At 70.0% G+C, this 23,390-nt stretch carries 22 protein-coding genes; 14 read left to right on the top strand and 8 right to left on the bottom strand.

Annotation, left to right across the window (positions count from 1 at the left end; translation table 11 throughout):
- Window positions 1–90: 90 nt before the first annotated feature.
- Genes tolB through FL344_RS28395 form a run of 4 tightly spaced genes read right to left on the bottom strand, consistent with a single transcriptional unit; the run spans window position 91 to window position 3,362 of the window.
- Window positions 91–1,383, bottom strand: coding sequence for a Tol-Pal system beta propeller repeat protein TolB (gene tolB, locus FL344_RS28410; protein ID WP_141620736.1), 1,293 nt, complete (start codon window positions 1,381–1,383; stop codon window positions 91–93).
- Entirely contained in the window at window positions 1,380–2,168 is a 789-nt protein-coding gene (locus tag FL344_RS28405; protein WP_141593379.1) for an energy transducer TonB, read from the bottom strand. Before FL344_RS28405 ends, tolB begins: the two co-directional genes overlap by 4 nt.
- A gap of 3 nt (window positions 2,169–2,171) precedes the next feature.
- Window positions 2,172–2,639 carry a protein TolR gene (gene tolR / locus FL344_RS28400; RefSeq protein ID WP_020480666.1) on the bottom strand — a complete coding sequence of 156 codons (468 nt, stop codon included), beginning with the start codon at window positions 2,637–2,639 and terminating at the stop codon, window positions 2,172–2,174.
- A 12-nt stretch (window positions 2,640–2,651) separates the two neighbouring features.
- Window positions 2,652–3,362 carry a MotA/TolQ/ExbB proton channel family protein gene (locus tag FL344_RS28395; protein WP_011555704.1) on the bottom strand — a complete coding sequence of 237 codons (711 nt, stop codon included), beginning with the start codon at window positions 3,360–3,362 and terminating at the stop codon, window positions 2,652–2,654.
- Window positions 3,363–3,607: 245 nt separating this feature from the next.
- Here FL344_RS28395 and FL344_RS28390 point away from each other — a divergent pair, with 245 nt between their 5' ends.
- Both FL344_RS28390 and murI read left to right on the top strand, forming a co-directional pair.
- On the top strand, window positions 3,608–4,558 hold the full coding sequence (locus FL344_RS28390; protein ID WP_228565449.1) for a hypothetical protein: 951 nt from the start codon (window positions 3,608–3,610) through the stop codon (window positions 4,556–4,558).
- Window positions 4,559–4,673: 115 nt separating this feature from the next.
- Complete coding sequence (murI, locus tag FL344_RS28385; RefSeq protein WP_011555702.1) at window positions 4,674–5,489, top strand: glutamate racemase; 816 nt, start codon at window positions 4,674–4,676, stop codon at window positions 5,487–5,489.
- Between the two features lie 71 nt (window positions 5,490–5,560).
- Here the strand turns inward: murI and carF are convergent, their stop codons facing one another.
- Window positions 5,561–6,406, bottom strand: coding sequence for a plasmanylethanolamine desaturase (carF, locus tag FL344_RS28380; RefSeq protein ID WP_141593382.1), 846 nt, complete (start codon window positions 6,404–6,406; stop codon window positions 5,561–5,563).
- A gap of 226 nt (window positions 6,407–6,632) precedes the next feature.
- Between carF and FL344_RS28375 the strand changes: the two genes are divergently transcribed.
- The 10 genes from FL344_RS28375 (at window position 6,633) to FL344_RS28330 (ending at window position 17,766) form a co-directional block, all read left to right on the top strand.
- Window positions 6,633–7,199 (top strand): hypothetical protein, encoded by a 567-nt coding sequence (locus FL344_RS28375; RefSeq protein WP_090490308.1) that lies wholly within the window; start codon window positions 6,633–6,635, stop codon window positions 7,197–7,199.
- A 161-nt stretch (window positions 7,200–7,360) separates the two neighbouring features.
- The gene (gene ftsE, locus FL344_RS28370) at window positions 7,361–8,053 is read left to right on the top strand and encodes a cell division ATP-binding protein FtsE (protein WP_011555699.1); all 693 of its coding nucleotides are present in this window, start codon (window positions 7,361–7,363) and stop codon (window positions 8,051–8,053) included.
- Window positions 8,050–8,952: an ABC transporter permease gene (locus FL344_RS28365; protein ID WP_141593383.1), complete on the top strand. Its 903-nt coding sequence runs from the start codon at window positions 8,050–8,052 to the stop codon at window positions 8,950–8,952. Before ftsE ends, FL344_RS28365 begins: the two co-directional genes overlap by 4 nt.
- Complete coding sequence (locus tag FL344_RS28360) at window positions 8,886–10,082, top strand: murein hydrolase activator EnvC (protein WP_141620735.1); 1,197 nt, start codon at window positions 8,886–8,888, stop codon at window positions 10,080–10,082. Before FL344_RS28365 ends, FL344_RS28360 begins: the two co-directional genes overlap by 67 nt.
- Before the next feature lie 69 nt (window positions 10,083–10,151).
- Window positions 10,152–11,012, top strand: coding sequence for an alpha/beta fold hydrolase (locus tag FL344_RS28355; RefSeq protein ID WP_141593385.1), 861 nt, complete (start codon window positions 10,152–10,154; stop codon window positions 11,010–11,012).
- Between the two features lie 57 nt (window positions 11,013–11,069).
- Window positions 11,070–12,446, top strand: coding sequence for a S41 family peptidase (locus tag FL344_RS28350; protein WP_090490303.1), 1,377 nt, complete (start codon window positions 11,070–11,072; stop codon window positions 12,444–12,446).
- Between the two features lie 69 nt (window positions 12,447–12,515).
- Window positions 12,516–14,342: a PEGA domain-containing protein gene (locus FL344_RS28345; RefSeq protein WP_141620734.1), complete on the top strand. Its 1,827-nt coding sequence runs from the start codon at window positions 12,516–12,518 to the stop codon at window positions 14,340–14,342.
- Between the two features lie 35 nt (window positions 14,343–14,377).
- Window positions 14,378–14,698, top strand: a complete 321-nt coding sequence (locus FL344_RS28340) for a hypothetical protein (RefSeq protein WP_228565448.1) — start codon at window positions 14,378–14,380, stop codon at window positions 14,696–14,698.
- 238 nt (window positions 14,699–14,936) lie between these two features.
- Entirely contained in the window at window positions 14,937–15,917 is a 981-nt protein-coding gene (locus tag FL344_RS28335) for a D-alanine--D-alanine ligase (RefSeq protein ID WP_141620732.1), read from the top strand.
- 325 nt (window positions 15,918–16,242) lie between these two features.
- Window positions 16,243–17,766, top strand: a complete 1,524-nt coding sequence (locus FL344_RS28330) for a cellulose synthase family protein (RefSeq protein ID WP_141593390.1) — start codon at window positions 16,243–16,245, stop codon at window positions 17,764–17,766.
- A 68-nt stretch (window positions 17,767–17,834) separates the two neighbouring features.
- Here the strand turns inward: FL344_RS28330 and FL344_RS28325 are convergent, their stop codons facing one another.
- Window positions 17,835–18,377 (bottom strand): hypothetical protein, encoded by a 543-nt coding sequence (locus FL344_RS28325; RefSeq protein ID WP_194863290.1) that lies wholly within the window; start codon window positions 18,375–18,377, stop codon window positions 17,835–17,837.
- Window positions 18,378–18,460: 83 nt separating this feature from the next.
- Between FL344_RS28325 and FL344_RS28320 the strand changes: the two genes are divergently transcribed.
- Window positions 18,461–19,507, top strand: a complete 1,047-nt coding sequence (locus FL344_RS28320; RefSeq protein ID WP_141620730.1) for a PEGA domain-containing protein — start codon at window positions 18,461–18,463, stop codon at window positions 19,505–19,507.
- Between the two features lie 52 nt (window positions 19,508–19,559).
- Here FL344_RS28320 and FL344_RS28315 read toward each other — a convergent pair whose 3' ends face one another.
- Window positions 19,560–20,156 (bottom strand): hypothetical protein, encoded by a 597-nt coding sequence (locus FL344_RS28315; protein ID WP_141593393.1) that lies wholly within the window; start codon window positions 20,154–20,156, stop codon window positions 19,560–19,562.
- A 53-nt stretch (window positions 20,157–20,209) separates the two neighbouring features.
- Between FL344_RS28315 and FL344_RS28310 the strand changes: the two genes are divergently transcribed.
- On the top strand, window positions 20,210–22,093 hold the full coding sequence (locus FL344_RS28310; RefSeq protein WP_141620729.1) for a M1 family aminopeptidase: 1,884 nt from the start codon (window positions 20,210–20,212) through the stop codon (window positions 22,091–22,093).
- A gap of 9 nt (window positions 22,094–22,102) precedes the next feature.
- Here FL344_RS28310 and ftsY read toward each other — a convergent pair.
- The coding region (gene ftsY, locus FL344_RS28305; RefSeq protein WP_141620728.1) for a signal recognition particle-docking protein FtsY at window positions 22,103–23,390 on the bottom strand (1,288 nt) is incomplete at its 5' end.

The following is a 23,390-nucleotide window of genomic DNA, read 5'->3' as shown; positions in this document are numbered from 1 at the left end:
GCTACACCGGCTTGCTCCCCCTTCGTCGAGGCCACCCCTGCTGTCGATAGGGCCACAGGTGGGGCGCGCAGGCCCCACCTGTCCCCGTGGCTACTGCGCCTGCGGCAGCGGCGACCAGTCCGGCGTCTGGTAGGTGCCCTTCTCGGCGCGCAGCGGGAGCTGGTTGTTGCCGTCCGCCGTCATGACGTAGAGCTGCGAGCCGCCATTGCGCGTGGACGTGAAGACGATGAGCCGCCCGTTGGGCGAGAAGGCGGGCTCCTCGTTGCTGCCCTGGTCCTGCGTGAGGCGCGTCACCTTGCCCGTCTCCACGTTGACGGTGAAGAGGTCGAAGGCGTTGCGCTCGTCGCGAGCGGTGAAGACGATGAGGTCTCCGCGCGGCGACCAGTCCGGCGTCTGGTTGTAGTTGCCCTGGAAGGTGAGCCGGCGCACACCCGTGCCATCCGCGTTCATGATGTAGACCTGCGGGCTGCCGCCCCGGTTGGACACGAAGGCGATGCGCTTGCCATCCGGCGACCAGGTGGGGCTGGTGTTGAGGCCGTAGGGCGTGTCGGTGAGCGCGCGCGCGCCGCTGCCGTCCGCGTTGGCCACGTACACCTGGGCGCTCTCGCCCTCCGCCAGCGAGTACGCGATGCGCTTGCCGTCCGGAGAGAAGGCCGCGCCGGTGGCCATCTGCCCACCGGAGATGACGGCCTTCGCCTCACCGCCGGGGGACTGCACGTAGATGTCCGGGCGATTCTTGCGGTACGTGGTGAAGGCGACCTGCGAGCCATCCTGGCTCAGCGCGGGCAGGATGTTGATGCCGCCCTTGGTGAGCGCCCGGGCGTTGCCGCCGTCCCAGTCCGCCACGTACACGTCGCGGTTGGTGCCCACCTTGCGCACGTAGGTGATGCGGGACAGGAAGGGGCTGGGCTCGCGGGTGAAGTGCCGGTAGAGCGCGTCCGCCAGCCGGTGCGCCAGCAGCGAGGCGTTGTCGGCGGGCGCGTCCTTGGACACCTTCAGGTCCTCGCGGCCGGTGCCCACGTTGAACAGGCGCAGCTCTCCGCGCAGCACGCCGCCGTCCTGCGCCAGCGACACCTTCACGAGCGCTTCGGCGCCCACGTCCGCCCAGCGGCTGAAGTTGATGCTGGCAGCGGCCATGCCTTCCTTCGCGTCCGCCGTGAAGCCCTTGCGGTCCAGCACCTGGAGGATGCCAGAGGCGGCCAGGTCGAAGCTGAAGGCCGAGTCGAAGGGCGCAACCAACGCCTTCGCGCCGTCGTTCTGCGTCAGGGGCGCGGGCACCGCCACGGGCAGCGGGCGGAAGTTGGCGCCGGAGATTTCGATGGTGGGCGCCTGCGCGAGCGCGACGACGGGGAGGAGCAGCAGGGAGAGGAGCAGGGCTTTCATAGGGCGTTGAACACCAGGTTGACGCCGCTCTTCTGCAGGGCGTCCCGGAGATGGTCCGGTGGAGGAGAAAAGGGCGCGGCCTTGCGCACGGCCGTGACGACGGCCGAGTCGAAGAGGTCGTTCCCACTGGCCTTGGTGAGATTCACGTCCAGCACTTCACCCGTGCGGCCCAGGCGCACCGCCACCATGGCCTTGAGGTGCAGCCGCTCGGATTCGGGGATGGTGTCCGCCACGCTGTAGTGGCGGCGGACCTGCGATTGGAGCAGGCCGAAGTAGCGCTCGCCTTCCGCGGTGGCCGAGTCGCCGTCCGGGTCGCCGTCCTCGGCGCCCTCCGCCTCCTCGGGCTCGGCCGCCTTGGCCGTCTTGTCGAAGGCACCGAAGAGTCGCTTGCGCCGGTCCTCGCCCGTCGTCTCGCCCTTTTGCGGCGTGGGCTTGGACGTGGAGGGCTCCGGCTTCACACCCGGGATGGGCACCGCCACCTTGGCGGGCGAGGGCTCCGGGGGCGGGGCCTCCGGAGCGGGCTTGGGCGCGTCCACCTTCTTGGGCGGCGGGGGCAGTTGCTCCTTGCGTGGCAGCAGCTTGGAGTCGCGCGGCTTGCCCAGGCGCACCAGCGTGGCGCGAATGGGCTTGGTGTCCAGGTCCACCTTGGGCGTGGCGGAGAAGCGCGCGTACGCAATCGCCGCCACCAGCACCAGGATGTGCCCCACGACGGACACCACCACGAAGCGCGACAGCCGCGTGGAGCGCGTGACGAGCAGGCTGTGGCTTACCGCGGAGGGCGTCATGGGCTAGCGCTTCGCTTCCTTCGACTTGCCTTTGCCAGTGTTGGACGTCCGACCCGCGGTCGACGGGTCCGTGATCATGCCCACGTTGCCAATGCCCGCGCGCTGGGCCGCGGCCATGACCTCCACCACCACACCGTAAGGCACGTCCCGGTCCGCGTGGAGATAGACTTCCTTGTCGGCCTGCGCCTTGGCGTTGGCGGCGAGCTTCTGCTCCAGCTCCTCCAGCGCCACTTCCGCGTCACCGATGTAGACCTTGCGCCCCGCGTCGATGGAGAGGACCAGCTTCTTCTCCGTGGCCTCCACCGGCGCGGCTTTGGTCTCCGGCAGGTTCACCTTCACGCCCTGCTGGATGAGGGGCGCCGTCACCATGAAGATGATGAGCAGCACCAACATCACGTCCACCATGGGCGTGACGTTGATTTCGCTCATGGTGGTGCGGCCACCGCCGCGGTTGCCTCCGCCCATTCCCATGGTGGCCCCCGGCTACCGGAAGAAGTGACGCTTGATGATGTTGAGGAAGTCCGCGGAGAAGTTCGACATCTCCGTGTCGAACACCTTGATGCGGCTGACGAACGAGTTGTAGGCGACCACCGCCGGAATCGCCGCGAACAGGCCCGCGGCGGTGGCGAAGAGCGCGTTGCCCACCGGCGCGGCCACCGTGGCCAGCGTCGCATTGCCCTGCTCGGCAATCTGGTTGAACGCGCTCAGGATGCCGATGACGGTGCCGAACAGGCCCACGAAGGGCGACGCCGCGCCCACGGTGCCCAGGAAGGACACGCGGTTCTCCAGCTCGGTGATTTGCGCCGTGGAGGCCCGGTGGAGCGCGCGCTCCACGTTTTCGATGCCGCCCAGCCGCTCGGCCAGCGCGCCTTCGGTGCCGCCCTCCTTGGCTTGCGCCAGCTTGGTCAGCTCTTCATAGCCGGCGCAGAAGACCTTCGACAGCGGCGAGCCGTCGAGCTTCTGAGCCGTCTGGTAGATGGCCTCCAGGCGCGAGGCCTTCCAGAAGGTGTCGAGGAAGGTGAGAGACTGTGCGCGAGCCTTGGCGAGCTGGGACGCCTTCATGGCGATGAGGGCCCAGGAGGCCACGGATACGCCCATCAGGAGCAGCAGGACTGCCAGCTCGATGAGGGAGGCGTCGCGGATGATCTCCACGTAGTTCATGGCGCCAAGCGCCAGGGGCAGGTGGGGCGTCATGGGGAGCAGCGCGTAACACTCCGATAAGACAGGGTCAAACAATGGGGAAACGGTTGGTTGCTTGAGCTGGATTGCCGATGGCGGTGAATAATTCCCGCCGCCGCCCGTCGGATAGAGCAGAAGCGGGCCGAACACCTCACTGCCCCACCGACAGGTGCCCCATGAACTCCCGGTTGCTGGTCGCATTCCTCTGCTTGTTTGCGATCCTCCCTGGCTGTGTCGTCCATGAAGAGCCGTGCTGCGATGTGCCTCGCTACGAGGGGGATGTGACCTTCCGCTGGAGCTTCGGTGGCCAGCGCTGCGACGATGTCCGCGCGGTCCATGGCGTCAACGTCATCATCCCCGGCGAGGTGCTGGCCAACGACGGCCGCTACAACTGCCAGGCGAACGGCTTTGACGGCATCGTCCTCCACCGATTCGCGCCGGGGACCTACTCGTTCCGCCTGGAAGGCGTCGGCTACGGCAATGAGTTGCTGTACGAGACCCATGGAACCTTCACCGTGGACGGCAACGTGACGGTGAACGTGGACCTGACCCCGACGGGCGCTCCGCCGTCCTTCGCCTACCTGAGCTGGCTCTTCCCGCCGAACAGCTACAGCCCCAGCCCCAACTGCAACCAGGCGGGGATCACCCACGTCGAGGCGAGCGTGGATGGCGGTGACTGGGCGCGCTTCGAGTGCTGGGAAGGGCACGCCGCCAACCAGATCCGCACGCCGTACCTGGACCCGGGCTACCACGGGTTGGAGCTCGTCGCCGTCGATAGGAATGGCCTGCCCTGGTTCTACTTCGGGGGCGACATCCTCACCCAGTTGGGGCAGCCGACCTCCCACACCGGGTCGATGTGGGCCATTGGCGGGGCCTCTGTCCGGTGGGAGCTGCGCTCGCGTTACGGGCACCGCCAGACCTGCTACGAGGCCGGCCTGCAGCGCGTGGGCATCAACTTCCGCGACATCCACACCGGCGAACTGGTGTACGGCGACGTCGGTGACTGGCACGACTGCGTCGATGGCCCGAATGAAAGCTCGGTGGTGGTGTACCAGTTCCTGCGGCCCGGCCGTTACGTGGTGGAGATGTACGCCAGCGCTCGCGACGGTCGCGAGTACTTCTCGCCGGACAACTCGCCCGTCATCGACGTGGTCGCCCACCAGTTCCCGGGCCCGAACTCCTCGCTGCCGGTGTACCTCATCGAGGACTGAGCGCGGCAGGTCGGCTGGGCAGTGAGCGGAGGGCCGGGATGATGCATCCCGGCCCTTCGTGCGTTCAGCGGGGCCGACGCTGGCGCTGGCATCAAACGTGATAGGGACACGCTCCATGCGGCAAGGCAGCCACAGTCCCATTGGTGTCTTCGATTCAGGCGTCGGCGGACTCACCGTCCTCAAGGCCCTCATGGCCCGGCTCCCCCACGAGAGCACGGTGTATCTGGGGGACACCGCGCGGGTGCCCTACGGCACCAAGTCCGGCGAGGTGGTGACGCGCTACTCGCTGAAGAACGCGGAGTTTCTCCTCGAGCGCGGCATCAAGCTGCTGGTGGTGGCGTGCAACACCGCTTCGGCCGTGGCGCTGCCCGCGCTGGAGGCGGCGCTGCCAGTGCCGGTGGTGGGCGTCATCCTCCCCGGCGCGCGGGCGGCGTTGGCGCGCACGCAGGGGGGCGGGGTGGGTATCATCGGCACACCCGGCACCATCCGCTCAGGCGCCTACCAGCGTGCCCTTGAGTCCGCGGACCCACGGGTGCGGGCGAAGGCCCGCGCCTGTCCGCTCTTCGTGCCGCTGGCGGAAGAGGGGTGGACCACGGGCGACGTGCCCCTGCTGGTGGCGCGCGACTACCTGGCCGAGTTCACCCGCGACGGCGTGGACACCCTGGTGCTGGGCTGCACGCACTACCCGCTGCTCAAGGGCGTCATCGCGGAGGTGGTGGGGCCCCAGGTGGCGCTGGTGGATTCGGCGGAGGCCACCGCGGACGCCGTGGCCGCGCTGCTGTCGGAGCGGGACGGACTGGCGCCGGCGTCGCGAGGCACGCCGGAGCACGCGTACTACGTCACCGACGTGCCGGAGCGCTTCATGGAGGTGGGGGCCCGGTTCCTGGGCCGGCCCATCACCGCGGCGGAGCAGGTGGACCTGACCTTCTGACGGGGGGCGTGCCGCGGACGCACGAACGCCCGCCGCGGCAGGCCGGGCGGGCGTTCTGGTACGGCGGAGGACTACGGCCGCGTGGAGGCGGGCTTCTCCTGCACGGTGGCCTGGGTGAGCAGCTCCTTGGCCGCTTGGACCACCGGGGCCTCGCTGCCACCCGCGGCGACCACCAGCGCGCGCGCCGCCTCCGCGCCGATGTCGTCCTGGCGCGGCAGCAGGCCCGTGGCCCAGGTGATGATCCGCTCGGCGGTGGGGAAGAAGTGGACCATCGTCAGCGGCTTGTTCATCCAGCCCACGGTGATGCAGTAGTACTTGTTGTACGGCTTGGTGTGGTGGATGCGGTGGTGGTCGGGGGGCAGGATGAGGTGCACGCGCTGGAGGAAGCCGACGAGCGCGGGCGGCGAGTCCATGTGCGACCACTTGTGGAACTGGTTGGTCGCCATCACCCAGAAAATCATCGCGCCGAGAAAGGACGCGCAGAACACCCAGCCCGGGCCGCTCATGGGCAGGCACAGGGCGATGATGGCCACCGGCAGGGAGATGAGGCAGTTGTTGCCGTTGGTCTCCACGAAGTCGTGGCGGGTGATGGCCTTCTCGTCCACGTGGTGCTCGCGGAAGGGGCGGATGAGCGCCTTGCCCAGCAGCGGCATCTCCGTGGAGCCCCACGTGTCGCCCATCCAGTGGACGAAGCCGGAGACGAAGTCCGCGGCGAGGTAGCCCAGCAGCACCGCGCTGAGCAGCAGCCACGTGCCCGCATAGGGGTTGCCCCACAGCCGGTACACCAGCGCCACCTCCAGCGAGACGAAGGAGACGATGGCGGCAATCTCCATCGCGCGGATGGCGGGCGAGTACCCCTGCGCCAGCACCTGGGCGTCTTGCTGGCGCACCTTCTTTTCAATCTCTTGGGTCTTCATCCGGGCGTCCTCGCCGTTGGTGGGGGTGTCGAGAACCCCGTCCGTCAGCCTGTACGTATCCCAGCCGCTTTCAGCTTTTCAACGGAACTGCCGGGCAATCGCCGTGGCCTGCACGGTTGGTGGGCCAGGGAGTCACTCGTGTGCGTGTGGCAGCACGAAGGATGCAAGCAGGTCACGCTTACCTTGTGTCGTGCGGATGCGGCTGCTACGGTCCGCGACTTCGGCGATGACGAAAACCTTCGAAAAAGCCGTCACCGGCTTCAATCACAACATCAAGCACAAGGGGAAGGTCTACCACGTCCAGACTGAGGACTCGGGCGTCAACAACCCCCACATCATCACCCACCTGTTCGTGGGCGGGAACATCCTCGCGTCGAAGAAGACGTCCTACGCGGACATCCTCAACGCGGAGAATCTCGCGGAGGTCGTGCGTGAGTTGATGGAGGAGCAGCACAAGGAGATGCTGCGCAACCTCATCAACGGGGTGTACGACAGCTACGAGTCCACCGCGCGCAGCTACCAGCCCGGTCAGCTCGCGGCGGACACAGACCCGGCGCAGGTGAAGCTGCAGCCCGGCCAGTCCATGGCGCAGCGACCGCCTCCGCCTCCTCCTCCCGTGGCGGTTCCCGCGCCCGTGGTGGTTCCTCCGGAAGTCGCCGCGGCGCGCGCCCTCAAGGAGAAGCCGAAGATCAACGAGATTGGCGTGGAGACGCTCTTCGGCGAGGACCTCATCTCGGAGAAGAGCCTCGACGAGGTCATCCTCAGCTACCTCGCGGGTGAGGGCGAGCAGTAGCCGCCCACGCGGTCTTCCGGATGTGGGCGCCTGGCGGGCCCGTCCGGACATGTCTCCAAGGCTTCGTACGGCCTGGGCGAGCGGGCAGGAGTCCCTCTCGCGGGGCGTGCGTGGGGGATGCCGCCCGGGCGTGGTAGGTTGGCGGCCTTCCGCTCGCCGCCATGATTCAGTTCTTCCACGTATACAAGGCGTATCCCGGCGACCCACCGGTGTTGTCGGACATCAACCTCAACGTGGAGAAGGGCGAGTTCGTGTTCCTCACGGGCCCTTCGGGCGCGGGGAAGACGACGCTGCTGAAGCTCATCTTCTGCGCGGAGAAGGCCACCAAGGGGCAGATTCTCGTGGGCGGCCGCAACATCGCCCGCATCCGTGAGTCCGCGGTGCCGTACCTGCGGCGCAACATCGGGGTGGTGTTCCAGGACTTCAAGCTGCTGCCGCACCGGACGGTGGAGGACAACGTGTCCTTCACGCTGGACGTGCTGGGCGTGCCCCGCGCGGAGGCGCGCGAGAAGGTGCGGCGCATGCTCAAGCTGGTGGGGCTGGAGCACAAGGCGGGCTCGTTCCCGCTGCGCCTGTCGGGTGGAGAGCAGCAGCGCGTCGTCATCGCGCGGGCGCTCGTCAATGACCCCACCATCCTCCTGGCGGACGAGCCCACCGGCAACCTGGACCCGGCGCTCACCGTCGAAATCATGGACCTGCTCACGCAGGTCAACGTGCGCGGCACCACGGTGATGGTGGCCACGCACGACGCGACGCTGCTGTCGCGCTACCAGAAGCGCACCGTGCGCCTGGAGCGCGGGCAGATTGTGTCCGACGAGGACGGCGTCAAGGCGGCGCGCCGGATGGTGGTATGAGCGCGCTGTCGAAGGTGACGTACTTCTGCCGCTCGGCGGCGGTGGGGCTGAAGCATTCGCCCTTCGTGCACTTCATCGCGGTGACGACCATCGCCATCGCCTTGTTCTCCGCGGGCATGGCCCGGGGCGCGGCGCGGGTGCTGGACAACCTCCTGGCGTCGCTCGGCGGCGAGGTGGAGGTGACGGTGTACCTGGCGCCGGAACTGGACGCGGACGAGGTCCACGGGGTGCGTGCCCGCGTGCTGGCGCTCAGCGGGGGTGAGGTGACGCTGGTGTCGCCGGATGCCGCGCTTTCACGGCTGCGCACGGAGCTGGGCGACCTGGGCGAGGCGCTGGCGGAGCTGCCGGAGAACCCGCTGCCGGTATCGCTGGAGCTGCGCGTACCGCCGGAGCGGCGCAACCCGGACGCGCTCCTGGCGTTGGCGAAGGCGCTGCGAGCAACGCCTGGCGTGGCCGGCGTGGACTATGGCGAGGCGGCGGTGCAGCGGCTGTCCGCCATCGCCCGGGCGCTGCGCTTCGGCTCGCTGGTGGCCTTCGCGGTGGTGCTGGGCGCCACCGTGGTCATCGTGGCGGCGACGCTGCAGTTGGCCATCTATTCGCGGCGCGGCGAGATTGAAATCCAGAAGCTGGTGGGCGCCACGGACCGCTTCGTCAAGGCGCCCTTCCTGCTGGAGGGACTGCTCCAGGGCGTGCTGGGCGCGGCGGTGGCCCTCTTCGGGCTCTGGGCCTTCGGCCGGGTGCTGGGGCCCACGTTGGGCGCGCTCTTCGCCTTCCTGTTGGGGCCCGGCGTCGCGGCGCCGTGGGTGGAGCCCCGGCTGGCGCTGGAGCTGCTGTGCGCTGGCTGCGGCCTGGGACTGGGCGGCAGCTTCGTCGCCGTGGGGCGCTTCCTCCGCGTATGAGCTGGCGCCTCCTCCTCCTGGCATTGGGGCTGTGGGCCTCGACGGCCGCGGCGGCGGCTCCGGCGACGGCGGCCGAGGAGGCCGAACAGGCCGCGGTGCGTGAGCGGCTGAGCGCGCAGCGCGCGACGCTGGCGTTGGTGGAGGCGAAGAAGCTCTCCGTGCTGGAAGGCGTGGAGCTGATGCAGGAGATGGCCGCCTTCTCCCGCCGGCGCGTGCGCTCGCTGGAAGGGGACCTGGCGGTGTTCCGCCGGCGCGTGCTGCTGGCGGAGCGCGAGCAGGCGGTGCTGGCCGAGGCGCTGCGGCTGCAACTGCGCCGGCTGTCTCCGCGCCTGCGCACGCTGTACCGCCTGATGCGCCGTCGCCCGCTGGAGGTGCTGCTGTCGGCGGAGGACTTCGCCGCGCTGGTGTGGCGTGCCCGGGCGCTGGAGGCCAGCATGTCCGGTGACCTGGAACTGCTGCGCACCGTGCAGCGTGTGGCGCGGCTGCAGCGTCAGGCGGCGCGTGAGCTGGAGCGGCTCCATGCATCGCTCGCCGCGCGCATGGCCTTCCTCCAGGAGCAGGAGCGGCTGGCCCGCATGCAGCAGGAAGGGCTGGAGGAGGTGGTCGGCACGCTCGCGGGCGAGGCGGAGCTGGCCCGGCGCGCGGTGCGCGAGCTGGAGCAGGCCGACGCGGAGCTGACGCGCATGGTGCAGGACCTGAAGGAGCTGCCCGCGACGAGCGGCTTCGGCGCGCTGCGAGGCAGGCTCCCCCGGCCCGTGTCAGGCATCGTCGAGGTGGGCTTCGGCAAGGTCGTCAACCCGCGCTTCAACACTGTCACCGTCCAGAAGGGCCTGGACATCCGCGCCGCCGCGGGCACGCCGGTGCGGGCCGTGGCCGAGGGCACCGTCGCCTACGCCGGTGCCCTCCGGGGCTACGGCAACCTGCTCATCCTGGACCACGGAGACGGTTACCACACCCTCATGGCCCACCTGTCCTCCATCACTCCCGAGCTGGGCCACATGGTGCTCCCCGGAGACGTGGTGGGCGAGGTGGGGGACACCGGCTCCCTCAAGGGGGCCTACCTGTACTTCGAGGTGCGCAAAGGCGGGCAGGCGGTCGACCCCGCCCTGTGGCTGGCGCCCGGGCCCTGACGCATTGCGGCAAGTTCGCGGACGCGTTGTTATTGTCGTGGGACCCTTCTGCGAGGAGCAGGCGAGCGCATGGACCTGATGGGCGGAATGCAAAAGGCGCTGCGGCACATGCTGGTGGCGCGAGGTGTCGAGTCCACGACAGTGCAGGTCGGTGGCCAGACGGTGCACCACTACGCATTGACGGGGCAGGGCAAGGGGCCGCCGGTGGTGCTGGTGCACGGGCTGGGCGGCTCGGCGAACGGCTTCGGACGCACGCTCTTCGGGATGGCGAAGCGCTTCTCGCGCGTGTACGCCCCGGACCTGCCGGGGCACGGCTTCTCCGTGGAGTACTGCGGCGGCGAGGTGTGCGTGCGCAACCAGTTCGACGTGCTGCGCGCCTACGTGGAAGAGGTGGTGAAGGCGCCAGCCTTCGTGGTGGGCAACTCGCTGGGGGGCGCCATGGCGGTGAACCTGGCGGCGGAGTACCCCGAATGGGTCCGCGCGCTGGCGCTGGTGGCTCCCGCGGGCGCGCAACTGCCGGAGGCGGAGAACACCGCGCTGCTCAACTCGTTCGTCGTGAAGTCCCCCGCGGAGGCGCGTGCCTTCACGCGGCGCTTATTCCACCGTCCGCCCCTGCCCGCGCTGCTGTTCGCCTACGAGTTGCGGCACTTCTACGACACACCCACCGTGCGGGCGCTGACCGCGGAGGCGCTGGCCACGCGCGCCTGCCTGGAGCCGGAGCAGGTGCGCAACCTGGCCATGCCGCTGCTGTTCCTGTGGGGCGGCAGTGAGCGGCTGCTGCCGTCGGAGACGCTGAAATGGTACCGCGCCCACCTGCCTGCCCATGCGCAGGTGCGCGTGGTGGACGGCTTCGGGCACGTGCCGCAACTGGAGCGCCCGGACGAGCTGGTGTCGCACCTGGTGCGTTTCGCCGACTCGGCGGAGCTGTGAGGGCCGGGTAGACTGGTACGAGCCTTCCGGGGCCGCCCCGGGAAAGGACGTACCGACGTGACGGGTTCCTCCCAGCCATGGCGCGCGGCGCTGACCGCCTTCTTCCTCCTGAGTGCTCCGTGGGCGCATGCCGCGGAGCCGCTCAGGAAGGACGCGGGGACGGCGGGCCGCGCGGAGCAGGCCGAGCGCGACGACGCCACGTACCGGCAACTGGAGGTGTTCGCGCGGGTGCTCTCCTACGTGGAGAACAACTACGTGGAGTCGCCGGACCGCCAGCGGCTCATGTACGGCGCCATCCAGGGCATGTTGGAGACGTTGGATCCGCACACGGTGTTCCTCCCGCCCGACGTGTACCGGGAGATGAAAATCGACACCTCGGGCGAGTGGGGCGGCCTGGGCATCGAAATCGCGCGCAAGGGCGAGCGCATTGTCGTGGTGGCGCCCATCGACGACACGCCCGCTGCGCGCGCGGGCATCAAGGCCGGCGATGAGCTGGTCGGCATCGACGGTGAGCGGACCGAGGGCATGGACGTGGGGCGCGCGCTGCAGAAGATGCGCGGCCCGGCCGGCGGGCGCGTGCTGCTGACCATCATGCGCGCGGGCTTCAGCGCGCCGCGCGAGATTGCCATCATCCGGGACCACATCCGCATCGTGTCCGTGGAGGGCGCGCTGCATGGTGGCATCGGCCATGTGAAGGTGAAGAACTTCCAGGACCGCACCGACCTGTACCTCCGCAAGGAGCTGGACCGGCTGCGCGCGCTCAACGGCGGCAAGGAGCTGCGCGGGCTGGTGCTGGACCTGCGCAACAACCCGGGCGGGCTGCTGGACCAGGCGGTGGCGGTGAGCGACCGGTTCCTGCCGGGCAACCTGCCCATCGTCTCCACGCGGGGGCGGGATGGCCGAAACGCCACCGTGGAGCGCAGCAAGGACCGCGACACGGAGAAGGACTACCCCGTCGTGGTGCTGGTCAACGCGGGCAGCGCCTCCGCGTCCGAAATCGTGGCGGGCGCGCTCCAGGACCATGGCCGCGCGACCATCCTGGGCGCGCCCACCTTCGGCAAGGGCAGCGTCCAGACGGTCATCGAGCTGGAGGACGGCTCCGGGCTGAAGCTGACCATCGCGCGCTACTACACGCCCAAGGGCCGCAGCATCCAGGAGCGCGGCATCACCCCCGACTTCCTCGTCCCCGATGAGCCAGGAGGCAAGGTGCCGCGCGACGTGGTGCGGGAGAAGGACCTGCAGCGCCACTTCCGCGCCGAGCCGACGGCGGCGACCGAGCCCGCCGCGCCGGAGCCTCGAGGGCTGCCGGAGAATCTCAAGCCCTGGGACGTCACCGCGAAGCTGGAGGACTATCCCTTGAGGGTCGCCCTGGACTATCTCCACGGAATGGCCTCCGCTCCCGCGCGCACTCCATCCCGGGCAGCGGGTCGTTGAGGACTCCTTCTCACTTGCATTTCGCTGTGCAGTCCGTTTGATGCGCAACGGGCAAAAGGTGAACGAGAGATGCGACCTTCGAATGTGCGAGCGGTTCACGCCGCGTTGAGTGGATGGCTGGTGGGGCTGCTGGCCGTGGGACCCGCGGCGGCGCAGACGCCGGTGTCCTCGCGGCTGGTACCCCGGGCCTTGAGCGCGGTGACGGCGGATGCGCCGGCCGATGCGGCATCGGTCACCGTGGTGGCCATTGCGTTGGACGCGGCGGCCCGTGGCGACGCGGCCCGGCTGGCGCGCGAGGCGGAGCTGGCGGTGACGCGCTCGGGGCGGCTGAAGCTGGTGCGCCTGTCGGACGCGTTGGACGCGGACGGGCAGCGCGAGCGTCAGGCCCGTGAGGACGAGGCCGCCGAGGCGATGAAGGCGGGCCAACGCGCCTACGACGAGCTCGACACCGAGAAGGCGCTCGAGCACTTCGACAAGGCGGTGCGCGGCTACGAGGGCGCCGACCTCTCCCAGCGCTTCACCGAGCTGAGCCGCGCGCGGGTGATGAAGGCCGCGTCGCAGGTGGCCAACGGTGAGAACACCGCCGCGCAGCTGGAGATTCGCACCGCGCTGGCGCTGAACCCGGAGGCGCGCTTCTCGCCCAACTTCTTCCCGCCGGAGGAGATGACCTTCGTGGAGAAGGAGCGCAAGGCGGTGCTCACCGGCACCAAGGCCAGCCTGCGCGTGAGCACCGAGCCGGTTCCGGCCCAGGTGTTCGTGGACGGCCAGTTCCGGGGCATTTCGCCGGTGGACGTCGCCGACCTCACGGCCGCGGACCACTACGTGACGGTGGTGGCGCCGGGCTACGCGCTGACGCAGCGCCGGGAGCGCGAGGGCGAGGTCAGCTTGTCGCTGGCCCCCGTGGCGGCGCAGAAGGGCCTGCAGACGTTCACCGAGCAGGCGGCGCGCAAGCCTGAGAGCCCGGAGCGCGACGCGGCCCTGCGTGAGCTGGGAACGCTCGCGGGTGTGTCCCAGGTGCTGGCGCTCCTGGTGCGCGGTGGCGCCGGGACTGCTCCGCTGGAGGTGACGGGCCTGCGCCTGGACGTGTCGGATGGCCACAACCAGGCCTACGCGCTGGGGACGGTGCCGCGCGGGGAGGGGCTGGTGGATGGTTCGCAGGCGCTGCTGACGCAGCTGGTGTCGGCGGATGCGCCGCGCCAGGACGGAAAGCCGGTGACGCACTTCGCGGGTGGCGTCAGCAACACGCGCCGCACCGTGGGCTACGTGCTGATGGCCACCGGCGTGGCGCTGCTGGCCGGCGGCGTCTACTTCGGCATGGAGGCCTCCGCGAAGTCGGATGACTTCAAGCGCGCGGCGCAGAACAGCAGCCGCGCCCAGGACCTCAAGAGCACGGGCAAGTCGTACGCGCTGGTGGCCGACGTCGGCATCCTCCTGGGCCTCGCGTCGGCGGGCGCGGGCGGCTACCTGGCCTTCGCCAACCGCGGCGGCGGTGGTTCGAAGTCGACCTCCCGCGCGAGCCGCCCCGCGCCGTCGCCCGTCCCCTCGGCCGCGCCGCAGGACACGCCTCCCGCGCCGAAGGAGGCCCCCGCCGCGGAGAAGGAGCCGTTGCCCATGCCTCCGCCTCCCGCGCAGACGGCGCCGGCCTCGAAGCAGAAGGAGCCCAGCACGTCCAACAAGCGCGCGCAGGAGGACGAGGCGCGCCAGCGCGAGGAAGAGCTCCGCAAGCGCCGTGAAGAGGTGGAGCGCCAGCGCAAGGAGCTGGAGGAGCGGCGCAAGCAGGAAGAGGCCGCGGCGCAGCGCGAGCAGGAAGAGCGGCGTCGGCAGGAGGAGCGGCGGCGAGAGGAAGAGAAGAAGAAGCGGCCCGCACTCGACGATGACGATCTCCGGAACTACTAGCCATGCGCCGTCCCTTGCGAAACCTCGTTGCTTTCATGGCCCTGAGCACCGGGCTGTCCGCGTGCAGCCTCCTCGTCGACTTCGACGAGAAAGGGCAGCCCTGCGATGAGCTCAACCAGTGCCTGGAGGGCTACACCTGCGTCGACAACGCGTGTGCCCCCGACGACGGCGCGCCGTCCGATGGCGGCTCCGATGCGGGCACCGACGGTGGCTTGAGCACCGACGGTGGCCTGGACACGGATTCAGGAACCCCTGACCTGGACGCGGGCTTCGAAGAGCTGGACGCCGGGCTCCCGGACGACGCGGGCACCACCGGACCGGGCCCCGTCCTGGAGCCGGAGTTCCCGGCCAGTTGACCTGCCTCACCCGAGGTCCGCGGCTCGCGGCGTGGAGACGGAGCGGCGCCTGACGCGGGCCGCCCGCTCCGTGGCGCCCCGGCCACGCCGCGGCCCGGAGGACACGCCTGCTCTTCGCGCACGGCGTGGCTGAAGTCCCTCACCCGAGGCGGTCTCCGAGGGAGACCGTCCCGCTCAGCCACCGCCGCGTGGCTGGCATCATCCATGCTCTGTGCTCCGCCCAGGAGGCAACATCGACATGGGCAAGCGCGTGGGAGTGCTGATGGGCGGGTGGGGTGAGGAGCGGGAGATTTCGCTCAAGACGGGAGAGGCCGTGGTGGCGGCGCTCGAGTCCCGGGGCCATCAGGTGACCCGCATCTTCGCGGGGCCGGGCCTGGACCGGGCACTGCGCGCGGCCGAGCTGGACGTGGCCTTCGTCGCGCTCCACGGGCGCATGGGCGAGGACGGCCGGGTGCAGGGCCTGCTGGAGCTGCTGGAGCTGCCGTACACGGGCTCGGGCGTGCTGGCGTCGGCGCTGGCCATGAACAAGTCCTTCGCCAAGCGGCTCTTCCGCGTGCACAACCTGGCCACGCCCCATGGCTACACGGTGGCGCGCGAGGACGCGTGGCGCGCCCTGGCCCTGCACGGCGACCTGGGCTTCCCGTGCGTGGTGAAGCCCGCGTGCGGCGGCTCGTCGGTGGGGCTGGCCGTGGTGCGTGAGCCGGAGGCGCTGGCGTTCGCGGTGGCGCAGGCCAGCCGGTTCGGCGGCGAGGCCCTGGTGGAGCGCTACGTGGCGGGCCGGGAAGTCACGGTGGGCATCCTCGGAGGCCAGTTGCTGGGCAGTTGCGAGGTGGCCACGCCGCGCGAGGGCTTCGACTTCGACGCCAAGTACAAGGGCGGGGCCGCGTACTTCTGCCCACCCCGGCTGTCTCCCACGCGCGTGGCCAACGTGGAGGCCCTGGCACTGGCGGCCTACCGCGCGTTGGGCTGCCGCGGGCAGGCGCGGGTGGACCTGATGTGCTCGGACACGGAGAACGACGTGGTGCTGGAGGTGAACACGCTGCCGGGATTCACCCCCACCAGCCTGCTGCCAAAAATCGCTGCCAGGGCCGGGCTGGACTTCGCCGCGCTGACGGAGCGCATCCTGGCGCTGGCCACCCGTGACGAAGCCGGTGTCCTGGAGGCTCCCGCCGTGGAGACCCCGCCGGGCCTGGGCGCGCCTCGCCGCGCGGTGAGCTGACCCCTCAGGTCGGTCAACCCCTGGCGTTGTTTCAACCCCGGCGCCAGGGACACAAGCTGGGTGTGCTAGGAGTGACGCAGGGTGTCAGTGCCCCGTGAACGGAACGTTCAAATCCGGGGAATAGTTTGACACGGCCTTGAACGCATTCCTATTGTCCGGCGCCGATCACTCCCCGAAGGTCAAAACCTTGTCTTTTCGGGTACATACGATGTGGGGGCTTGGATGACCCATCTCGCGCCGGTCCGCGCGAGACGGAATCAGCCGGGCCACTCCGCACGGAAGGACCGCAGGCCCTCTGGGCTGTGGCAGGGGTTGAGCGTCACCGATGACCACCGTCGAGATCATCTTCCTGGGCGTCTATTTCAGTCTCTTGTGCGTGCTGGGAGTCTACGGCTCGCACAGGTACCGGATGGCGTTCCTGTACTACCGGCACAAGTTCAAGCTGCCGACGCCGAAGGGTGCGCTGGAGTCGTTGCCCAAGGTCACCATCCAGCTCCCCATCTTCAATGAGATGTACGTGGTGGAGCGCCTGGTGGAGTCGGTGTGCCGCATCGACTATCCGCGCGACCTGCTCGAAATCCAGGTCCTCGACGACTCGACGGATGAGACGTGTGGCATCGCCCGGGCGTGCGTGGAGCGTCAGCGCCAGAAGGGGCATGACATCGTCTACATCCACCGCGTCAACCGCCAGGGCTTCAAGGCGGGGGCGCTGGAGAACGGCCTGAAGCTGGCGAAGGGCCAGTTCGTGGCCGTGTTCGACGCGGACTTCGTGCCCAGCCCCGACTTCCTGATGCGCACCGTGCCGTTCTTCTCGGACGACAAGGTGGGCATGGTGCAGGTGCGCTGGGGCCACCTGAACCGTGAGTTCTCGCTGCTGACGCAGGCCCAGAGCATCTTCCTGGACGGGCACTTCATCATCGAGCACACCGCGCGCAACCGCGCGGGCTGCTTCTTCAACTTCAACGGCACCGCTGGCATCTGGCGCCGTGACACGATTTCCGACGCGGGCGGCTGGCAGCACGACACGCTCACCGAGGACCTGGACTTGAGCTACCGCGCCCAGCTGAAGGGCTGGCAGTTCGTGTTCCTGCCCGAGGTCATCTCCCCGGCCGAGGTGCCGGTGGACATGAACGCCTTCAAGAGCCAGCAGCACCGCTGGGCCAAGGGCTCCATCCAGACGGCGAAGAAGCTGCTGCCCACCATTCTCAAGAGCGACCTGCCGCTGGTGGTGAAGCGCGAGGCGTTCTTCCACCTCACCAACAACATGGCGTACCTGTTGATGGTGCTGCTGTCGGTGCTGATGCCCATCAGCATGGTGGTGCGCTTCCAGCACGGCCTCTACGGCACGCTGTTCCTGGACCTGCCCTTCTTCCTCACGGCCACCGCCAGCGTCTGCTTCTTCTACGTGGCGGCGCAGCGTGAGCGCGGCGCGAAGGGGTGGGAGCGGGTGAAGTACCTGCCCTTCCTCATGAGCCTGGGCATCGGCATGGCCATCAGCAACGCCAAGGCGGTGGCCGAGGCGCTGCTCAACCAGCAGTCGGGCTTCGCGCGCACGCCGAAGACGGGCGCCGAGGGCAAGAAGGCCGTCACCGTCAAGAAGGCGTACCAGGGCAGCAAGTCGCTGCTGCCGCTGGTGGAGCTGCTGTTCGCCGCGTACTTCACCGGCGCGCTGTGGTTCGCCATCGACGCGCGCATCTACACGTCGGTGCCCTTCATCGTCCTGTTCCTGGCGGGTTTCCTGTACGTGGGCAGCTCCAGCCTCCTGCAGGGACTGTCCGGCCGGATGAAGCTGGTGGAGTCCACCCCCGCGGTGGACGCCGCCGACGAGCAGCCCCGCCGCGCGGCCTGAGCGGCATCCTTCCTTCGGGAAGGCCGGGGGTGAGGCTGGCACCGCGCCGCCTCACCCCTTTCGCGTTTCTAGGTGCCAGCGTCCGGTGAGGTGCCCGCGTCCGGCGGGCCCCGCAGCAGCACCTGCTCCAGCCGCACGCTGGGTGCGCCCGACGGAGCCGTGCGGCAGTCCTCGTCGATGGAGGTGCTGGTCGCCGAGCGCAGCGTCAGGCCCGCGTGCGTGCACCGCACCACTTCTGTCGGAAAGGTGACGGGGCAGGGCGTCCCCGCGCCGGAGAAGCCGGTGGCACGCGTTTCGCCCACGAAGCCGGCAGGGGTGCGCCGCAGGACGATGGACGGCGAGCCCGCGTCCGGGGCGTCCACCGCTTTCGAGTCATGTGCGCGGACGACGGCGAGTGAGAGTGTGCTGCCGTCATCGTCGCCGTAGTACCGGAAGGCCGGGTTCCCCGCGTGGTGGTACTCGCCGCCCTGGTTCTGCTCGCAGCCGGCGGGAATCTTCACCGCGGGTGGAGGGGGCGGCACGGGCTCCGTCCGGGGCGGCGCCTTCGCGGAGCACGCGGTGAGGGAGAGGACGCTGAGGTGGAGGGCCAGTGTGGGCAGGACGCGGTGCATGGGGCGCGGATATTCTCCCAATCCGCAAGGCCCTGGGACTCTGTTTGATTCCCTTGGGATGACTCTCTAACCTTCGGTTCGTCATGAGCCTCCACCGCATCGTCGTCTTCGCCCTGGTGACTGTCCTGGCCGCCCCTTCGGCCGCGCTCGCGCAGGATGACTTCCTGGCGCCGCTCACCGCACCGTCGAAGCCCAAGACGGGCAAGCCCAAGGTGGTGAAGAAGAAGCCCGCGAAGGCGCCCGTCAAGAAGCCCGCGCGCGCGAAGGCGCCCGCGAAGGGAAACAAGAAGCCCGCGGCCGAGGACGAGTTGCTGCTGGCGCCACTGACGCCCGTGAAGACGGAGGTGCTCGTCCGGATGACGGGCAACGTGCGCGGCGCGAAGCTGTTCGTGGATGGGAAGGAGTTTGGCGTCCTCACCTCGGCCGTCGTGCCGGTGGAGGTCCGCCCGGGCGAGCACCACCTGGTGGTGCGCCGGCAGGGTTACGCCGACTTCACGCGGCGCATCGACGTGAAGTCGGGCACGCAGGCGGAGGTGCTGGTGTCCATGGACGCCACCATGGGCTTCGCCACGCTGACGGCGGACGTGGCGGACGCGGTGGTGATGGTGGACGGGCAGCAGGTGGGCGCCGTGCCGCAGGCCAACGTGTTGCTGCGCCCGGGTTCGCGTGAGATTGAGTTCCGGGCCCCGGGCTTCAAGCCGGACGTGCACAACATCACCGTATTCGCGGGCCGGACGTACGAGGTGACGGGCAACCTGCGGCCCCTGCTGGACACGTCCGTGGCCACCGCCGACGTGCCGAAGAGCCCGGTGTTGGAGCCGTCCTCGAAGCTGGACCCCGACGACGAAACGGCCCCGGGCCTGTCGTTCGCAGGGGACCCGGAGACGCCCGAGGTGGAGGGCTCCAAGCCGTGGTACGGCCGCTGGTACGTGTGGGCCGGCATTGGCGCGGTGGTCGCCGCCGGCACGGTGGGCGCGGTGATGGCGACGCAGGGTGGCGCCAGCCCGCTGAGCCCCGATGCGGTGTGCAGTCCCGCCAACTGTGACGCCGTGCTGGGTGGCATCCGCTCGGTGCGCGGTGGAGGTGCGCGGCTTCAGGCGCCTCCTCCGGCCGGCGCGATCCGCTTCTGATGCGGTCGTGAATCGTCCCGCCCTCGTCGTGGGCGGGACGGCGCAGCGGGGGCTACTGGTCGCGCAGGTCGTCGTTGTCGGCGCGGCTGCCCGGGGCGAGCAGCAGGTACACGTCGCTCACCCGTCCCACGCCCCAGGTGTCCAGCGCGGTCGCGCGGACTTGGAAGGGGGCGGAGTCGGGCAGCAGATGGGTGATGTCCACTTCGCCCGCCTCGAAGTTGAAGGCGCGGCGGCCCACGCTGTCCACCTGCTCCCGGCCCATGTGGACCGCCTCGGTGAAGCCCACGGTGGCGCGCCGGGTCACCTGTCCACTGGCGTCCAGCACCTCCAGCAGCAGGAAGTTGTCCACGGCGATGCCGAGCGTGCCCTTCGCGTCGCCGTAGAGGCGCGCCCGGTGTCCGTCGAGGTTCAGCGTGGGCGTCTGGCCGGTGGCGACGACGCGCGGCGTGCGCTCGCCTTCGGTGGCGTCCACCTCGATGTCTTCGCGCAGCTTGGTCAGCGTGTGTGTCTCTCGGGCGGGCGTGTCCAGCAGGAGCCGAACGGCACGGGGCTCGGTCGAGGTGGAGGTGGGCGTGGCCGAGGCGGGCACCTGCCGCGCACAGGCCATCAGCCCCAGGGTGGCGGCCATGACGAGCGTTCGAGAATGCATGGGAAGTCCAGGGTAGATGAGCAGGGGTGACCCGGGTCAATTAGCATGGCCGCATGCGGACCTTCCTCCATGGGTGCCTGCTGTGGTGTGTGCTCTCCGGGACGCCGGCGTGGAGCAGTGCGCCCGCGGAACCCCTGGTTTCTCCCGAGGTGCAGCTGTGCCTCCAGCACCTGAAGCCCGCTGAGCGTGAGCGGGCCGCGAAGGCGCTGGGACCCCTGGAGGAGCTGCCGCTCTACCGCGTGCAGCTGGAGGTGGACCCGGAGACCCGTGGGGTGAAGGGCCGGGTGCAGGTGGAGGTGCTGGCCCGGAAGCGTCCGCTCACCGAGCTGTACCTGCGGATGACGCCCAACGCGCAGGGCCGCCGGGTGACGCTGTCGGACGCGAAGCTGGGGGGCCGGCCCGTCAAGCTGGAGCGGCCGGAGCCCACGCTGTACCGCCTGTCCCTGGAGTCCGAGCCCGTGCCGCCGGGCGCCGCCGCGGTGCTGGACGTCGCGGTGGAGGGCCTGGTGCCGCGCGCCGCCGCGCCCTCGGGCGGGGCCGCGGGAGGACTCCTTGGCGGTTTGATGGGCGGTGGTGGCGGGCGTCCTTCGGGCGGCGACCACGGGGCCTTCTCCGCCTCGGCGGATTTCATCAGTCTGGTGGGCGTGGTGCCCCAGGTTCCGCCGGTGGGCGAGAACGGCCAGCCCTGGGATGGGCCGCAGGGGATTGGCGACCTGGGCCTCTATGAGCCGGCGCACGTGTTGGCCACAGTCACCGTGCCTACGGGCTGGGCGGTGCACGCTACGGGCGTGCCCATGGGGGAGGTCCCGGAGCGGGATGGACGGGTGCGCTACGCCTTCGCGGCCGCGGCGGTGCGCGACTTTCCCCTCTTCGTGTCGCGGGGCTACACGAGCTCCACCGCCACGGTGAATGGCGTCACGGTGGAGAGCCACTACACCGCGGCGGACCAGGCCGCGGGCGAGCGCGTGTTGAAGTACGCCACATCGATGCTGGCGGAGTTCGAGCGCCGTCTGGGGCCGCTGCCGTACACGCACTTCCGCGTGGTGCAGGCGCCGCTGTCGGGAGGCGCGGGCGGCATGGAGTTCCCGGGGCTGGTCACCATCGCGACGCAGCTGTACCGCGGCGCGGCGGGGGCCTCCCAGATGCTGGGCGGCGGCATGCCGGGCATGGAGGACCTGGAGGCGATGCTGGGCACGCTGGGGCAGAGCGGGGGCGGGGTGCTAGGGCAGCTGAACGGCGCCATGGAGCGCACGCTGGAGTTCACCATGGCGCACGAGGTGGCGCACCAGTACTTCGCGGGGCTCGTGGGCTCGGACCCCATCCTGGAGCCGGTGGTGGACGAGTCGCTGGCCCAGTACGCCGCGCTCCTCTACCTCGAATGGAAGCACGGCAAGAAGGTGGCGGAGTCGGTGCGCCAGGAGACGCTGATGGGGCAGTACCACCTGTACCGGATGACGGGTGGGAAGGACGGCCGCGCGGACCGGCCCACGGGCCACTTCGCGGATGAGATGGAGTACGGCGCGCTCGTCTACGGCAAGGCGCCCCTGCTGCACCACGCCTCGCGGAAGCTGGTGGGAGACGCCGCCTTCCTCAAGGCCCTGCGCGCCTACGTGGACACGTACCGCTTCAAGTGGACGTGCAAGGACTGCTTCACGAAGGAACTGGCGAAGGCGAGCCCCGCCAACGCAAGCGCGCTGGAGCGGCTGCGCACGCGCTGGTGGCGGGAGGCGAAGGGCGACGAGGATTTGGGCAAGCCCCGTCTGGAGTCGCTGCTGGGCGGCTTCGAGGGACTGGAAGGGCTGGAGGCCCTGCAGTCGCTGCCCGGCATGGACCTGGAGGCGCTCCAGGGCATGCAGGGCTTCGAGGCCTTCCAGGAGATAGACGCCCAGTCGAAGGAGCTGCTGGAGCAGCTCATCCCCGGGCTGATGGGGCAGTGACGCGGGCCCTCAGTCGAAGAGGGCGCGGACGAACTCGCGCGGCTCGAAGCGGCGCAGGTCGGCCACCTTCTCGCCCACGCCCACCCAGACGACGGGGAGCTTCAGCTCGTCGCAGATGCCGATGACGACGCCGCCCTTCGCGGTGCCGTCCAGCTTCGTCAGGGCGATGGCGCTGACGCCCACGGCCTCGTGGAACTGCTTGGCCTGCTGAATCGCGTTCTGGCCGTTGGTGGAGTCCAGCACCAGCAGCACCTCGTGCGGCGCGCCGGGTAGGGCCTTGTCCATGACGCGCTTCACCTTCTTCAGCTCCTCCATCAGCGGAGCCTTGGTGTGGAGCCGGCCGGCGGTGTCCGCGATGAGGACGTCCGCGCCTTCCTCCTTCGCCTTCTTGACGGCCTCGAAGATGACGGCGCTGGGGTCTCCGCCCTCGGCGCCCTTCACCAACTGGGCCTGGGCGCGCTCGGCCCACACGTCGAGCTGCTCGGTGGCGGCGGCACGGAAGGTGTCACCCGCGGCCAGCACCACCTTCTTGCCCTCGCTGGTGAGCTTCGCAGCCAGCTTGCCGATGGTCGTCGTCTTCCCTGCGCCGTTGACGCCCACCACCATGACGACGTGCGGCGGGCCGCCGCCTTCCAGGGAGCGCGGCACGGGCAAGTCACAGATGCGGGCGACCTCGTCGCGGATGAGGCCCTTGATGCGCTCGGGGTCCTTCAGCTCGTTGCGCTTGAGCTTCTCGCGGGCCACCTCCACCAGGTGGTTGGCGGTGCGCACGCCGATGTCGGCGGTGAAGAGGATTTCCTCCAGCTCCGCCAGGACGGACTCGTCCACCTGGCGCTGCTGGCCGAACAGGCCGTTGAGCCGGGCCATGAAGCCCTGGTTCCGGGTCTTGTCCAGGCCCTGGGCCAGGGTGCGGCCGGCCTCGGCCTCGACCTTGGCGCGCGCGGCGGCTTCCTCGGCGCGGCGGGCTTCCTCGGCGGCGGCGGCCTCGCGGGCGCGCTCCTCCTCCATCAGGCGCTGGGCTTCAACCTGCTCGCGCTTGCGGCGCTCCCGGGCCTCGTCGTCCGCGGCTTTCTTGGCGCGGTACTCGGCGCGCTTCTCCTCCTCTTCGCGCTCCTTGAGGGTGCGGGCCTCCGTCTCCAGCCGGGCGCGCTCGGCGGCGTCCGTGGCGGTGCGGGCGGCCTGGGCGGCCTCGGTGCGCTGGCGGGCCAGGGCCTCGGCGCGGTCGTGGGCGGCCTCGGCCTCGCGGAGCCGGGCGGCCTCCGCTTCTGAGGGGGGCAGCTCCACGCGCAGGCGAGGC

It is taken from the genome of Myxococcus sp. AB036A (genome assembly GCF_006547355.1).
Taxonomy (GTDB): Bacteria; Myxococcota; Myxococcia; order Myxococcales; family Myxococcaceae; genus Myxococcus; species Myxococcus virescens.
The sequence above is the reverse complement of the archived record's forward strand: the minus strand, read 5'-3'. Positions and strand labels throughout refer to the sequence as shown.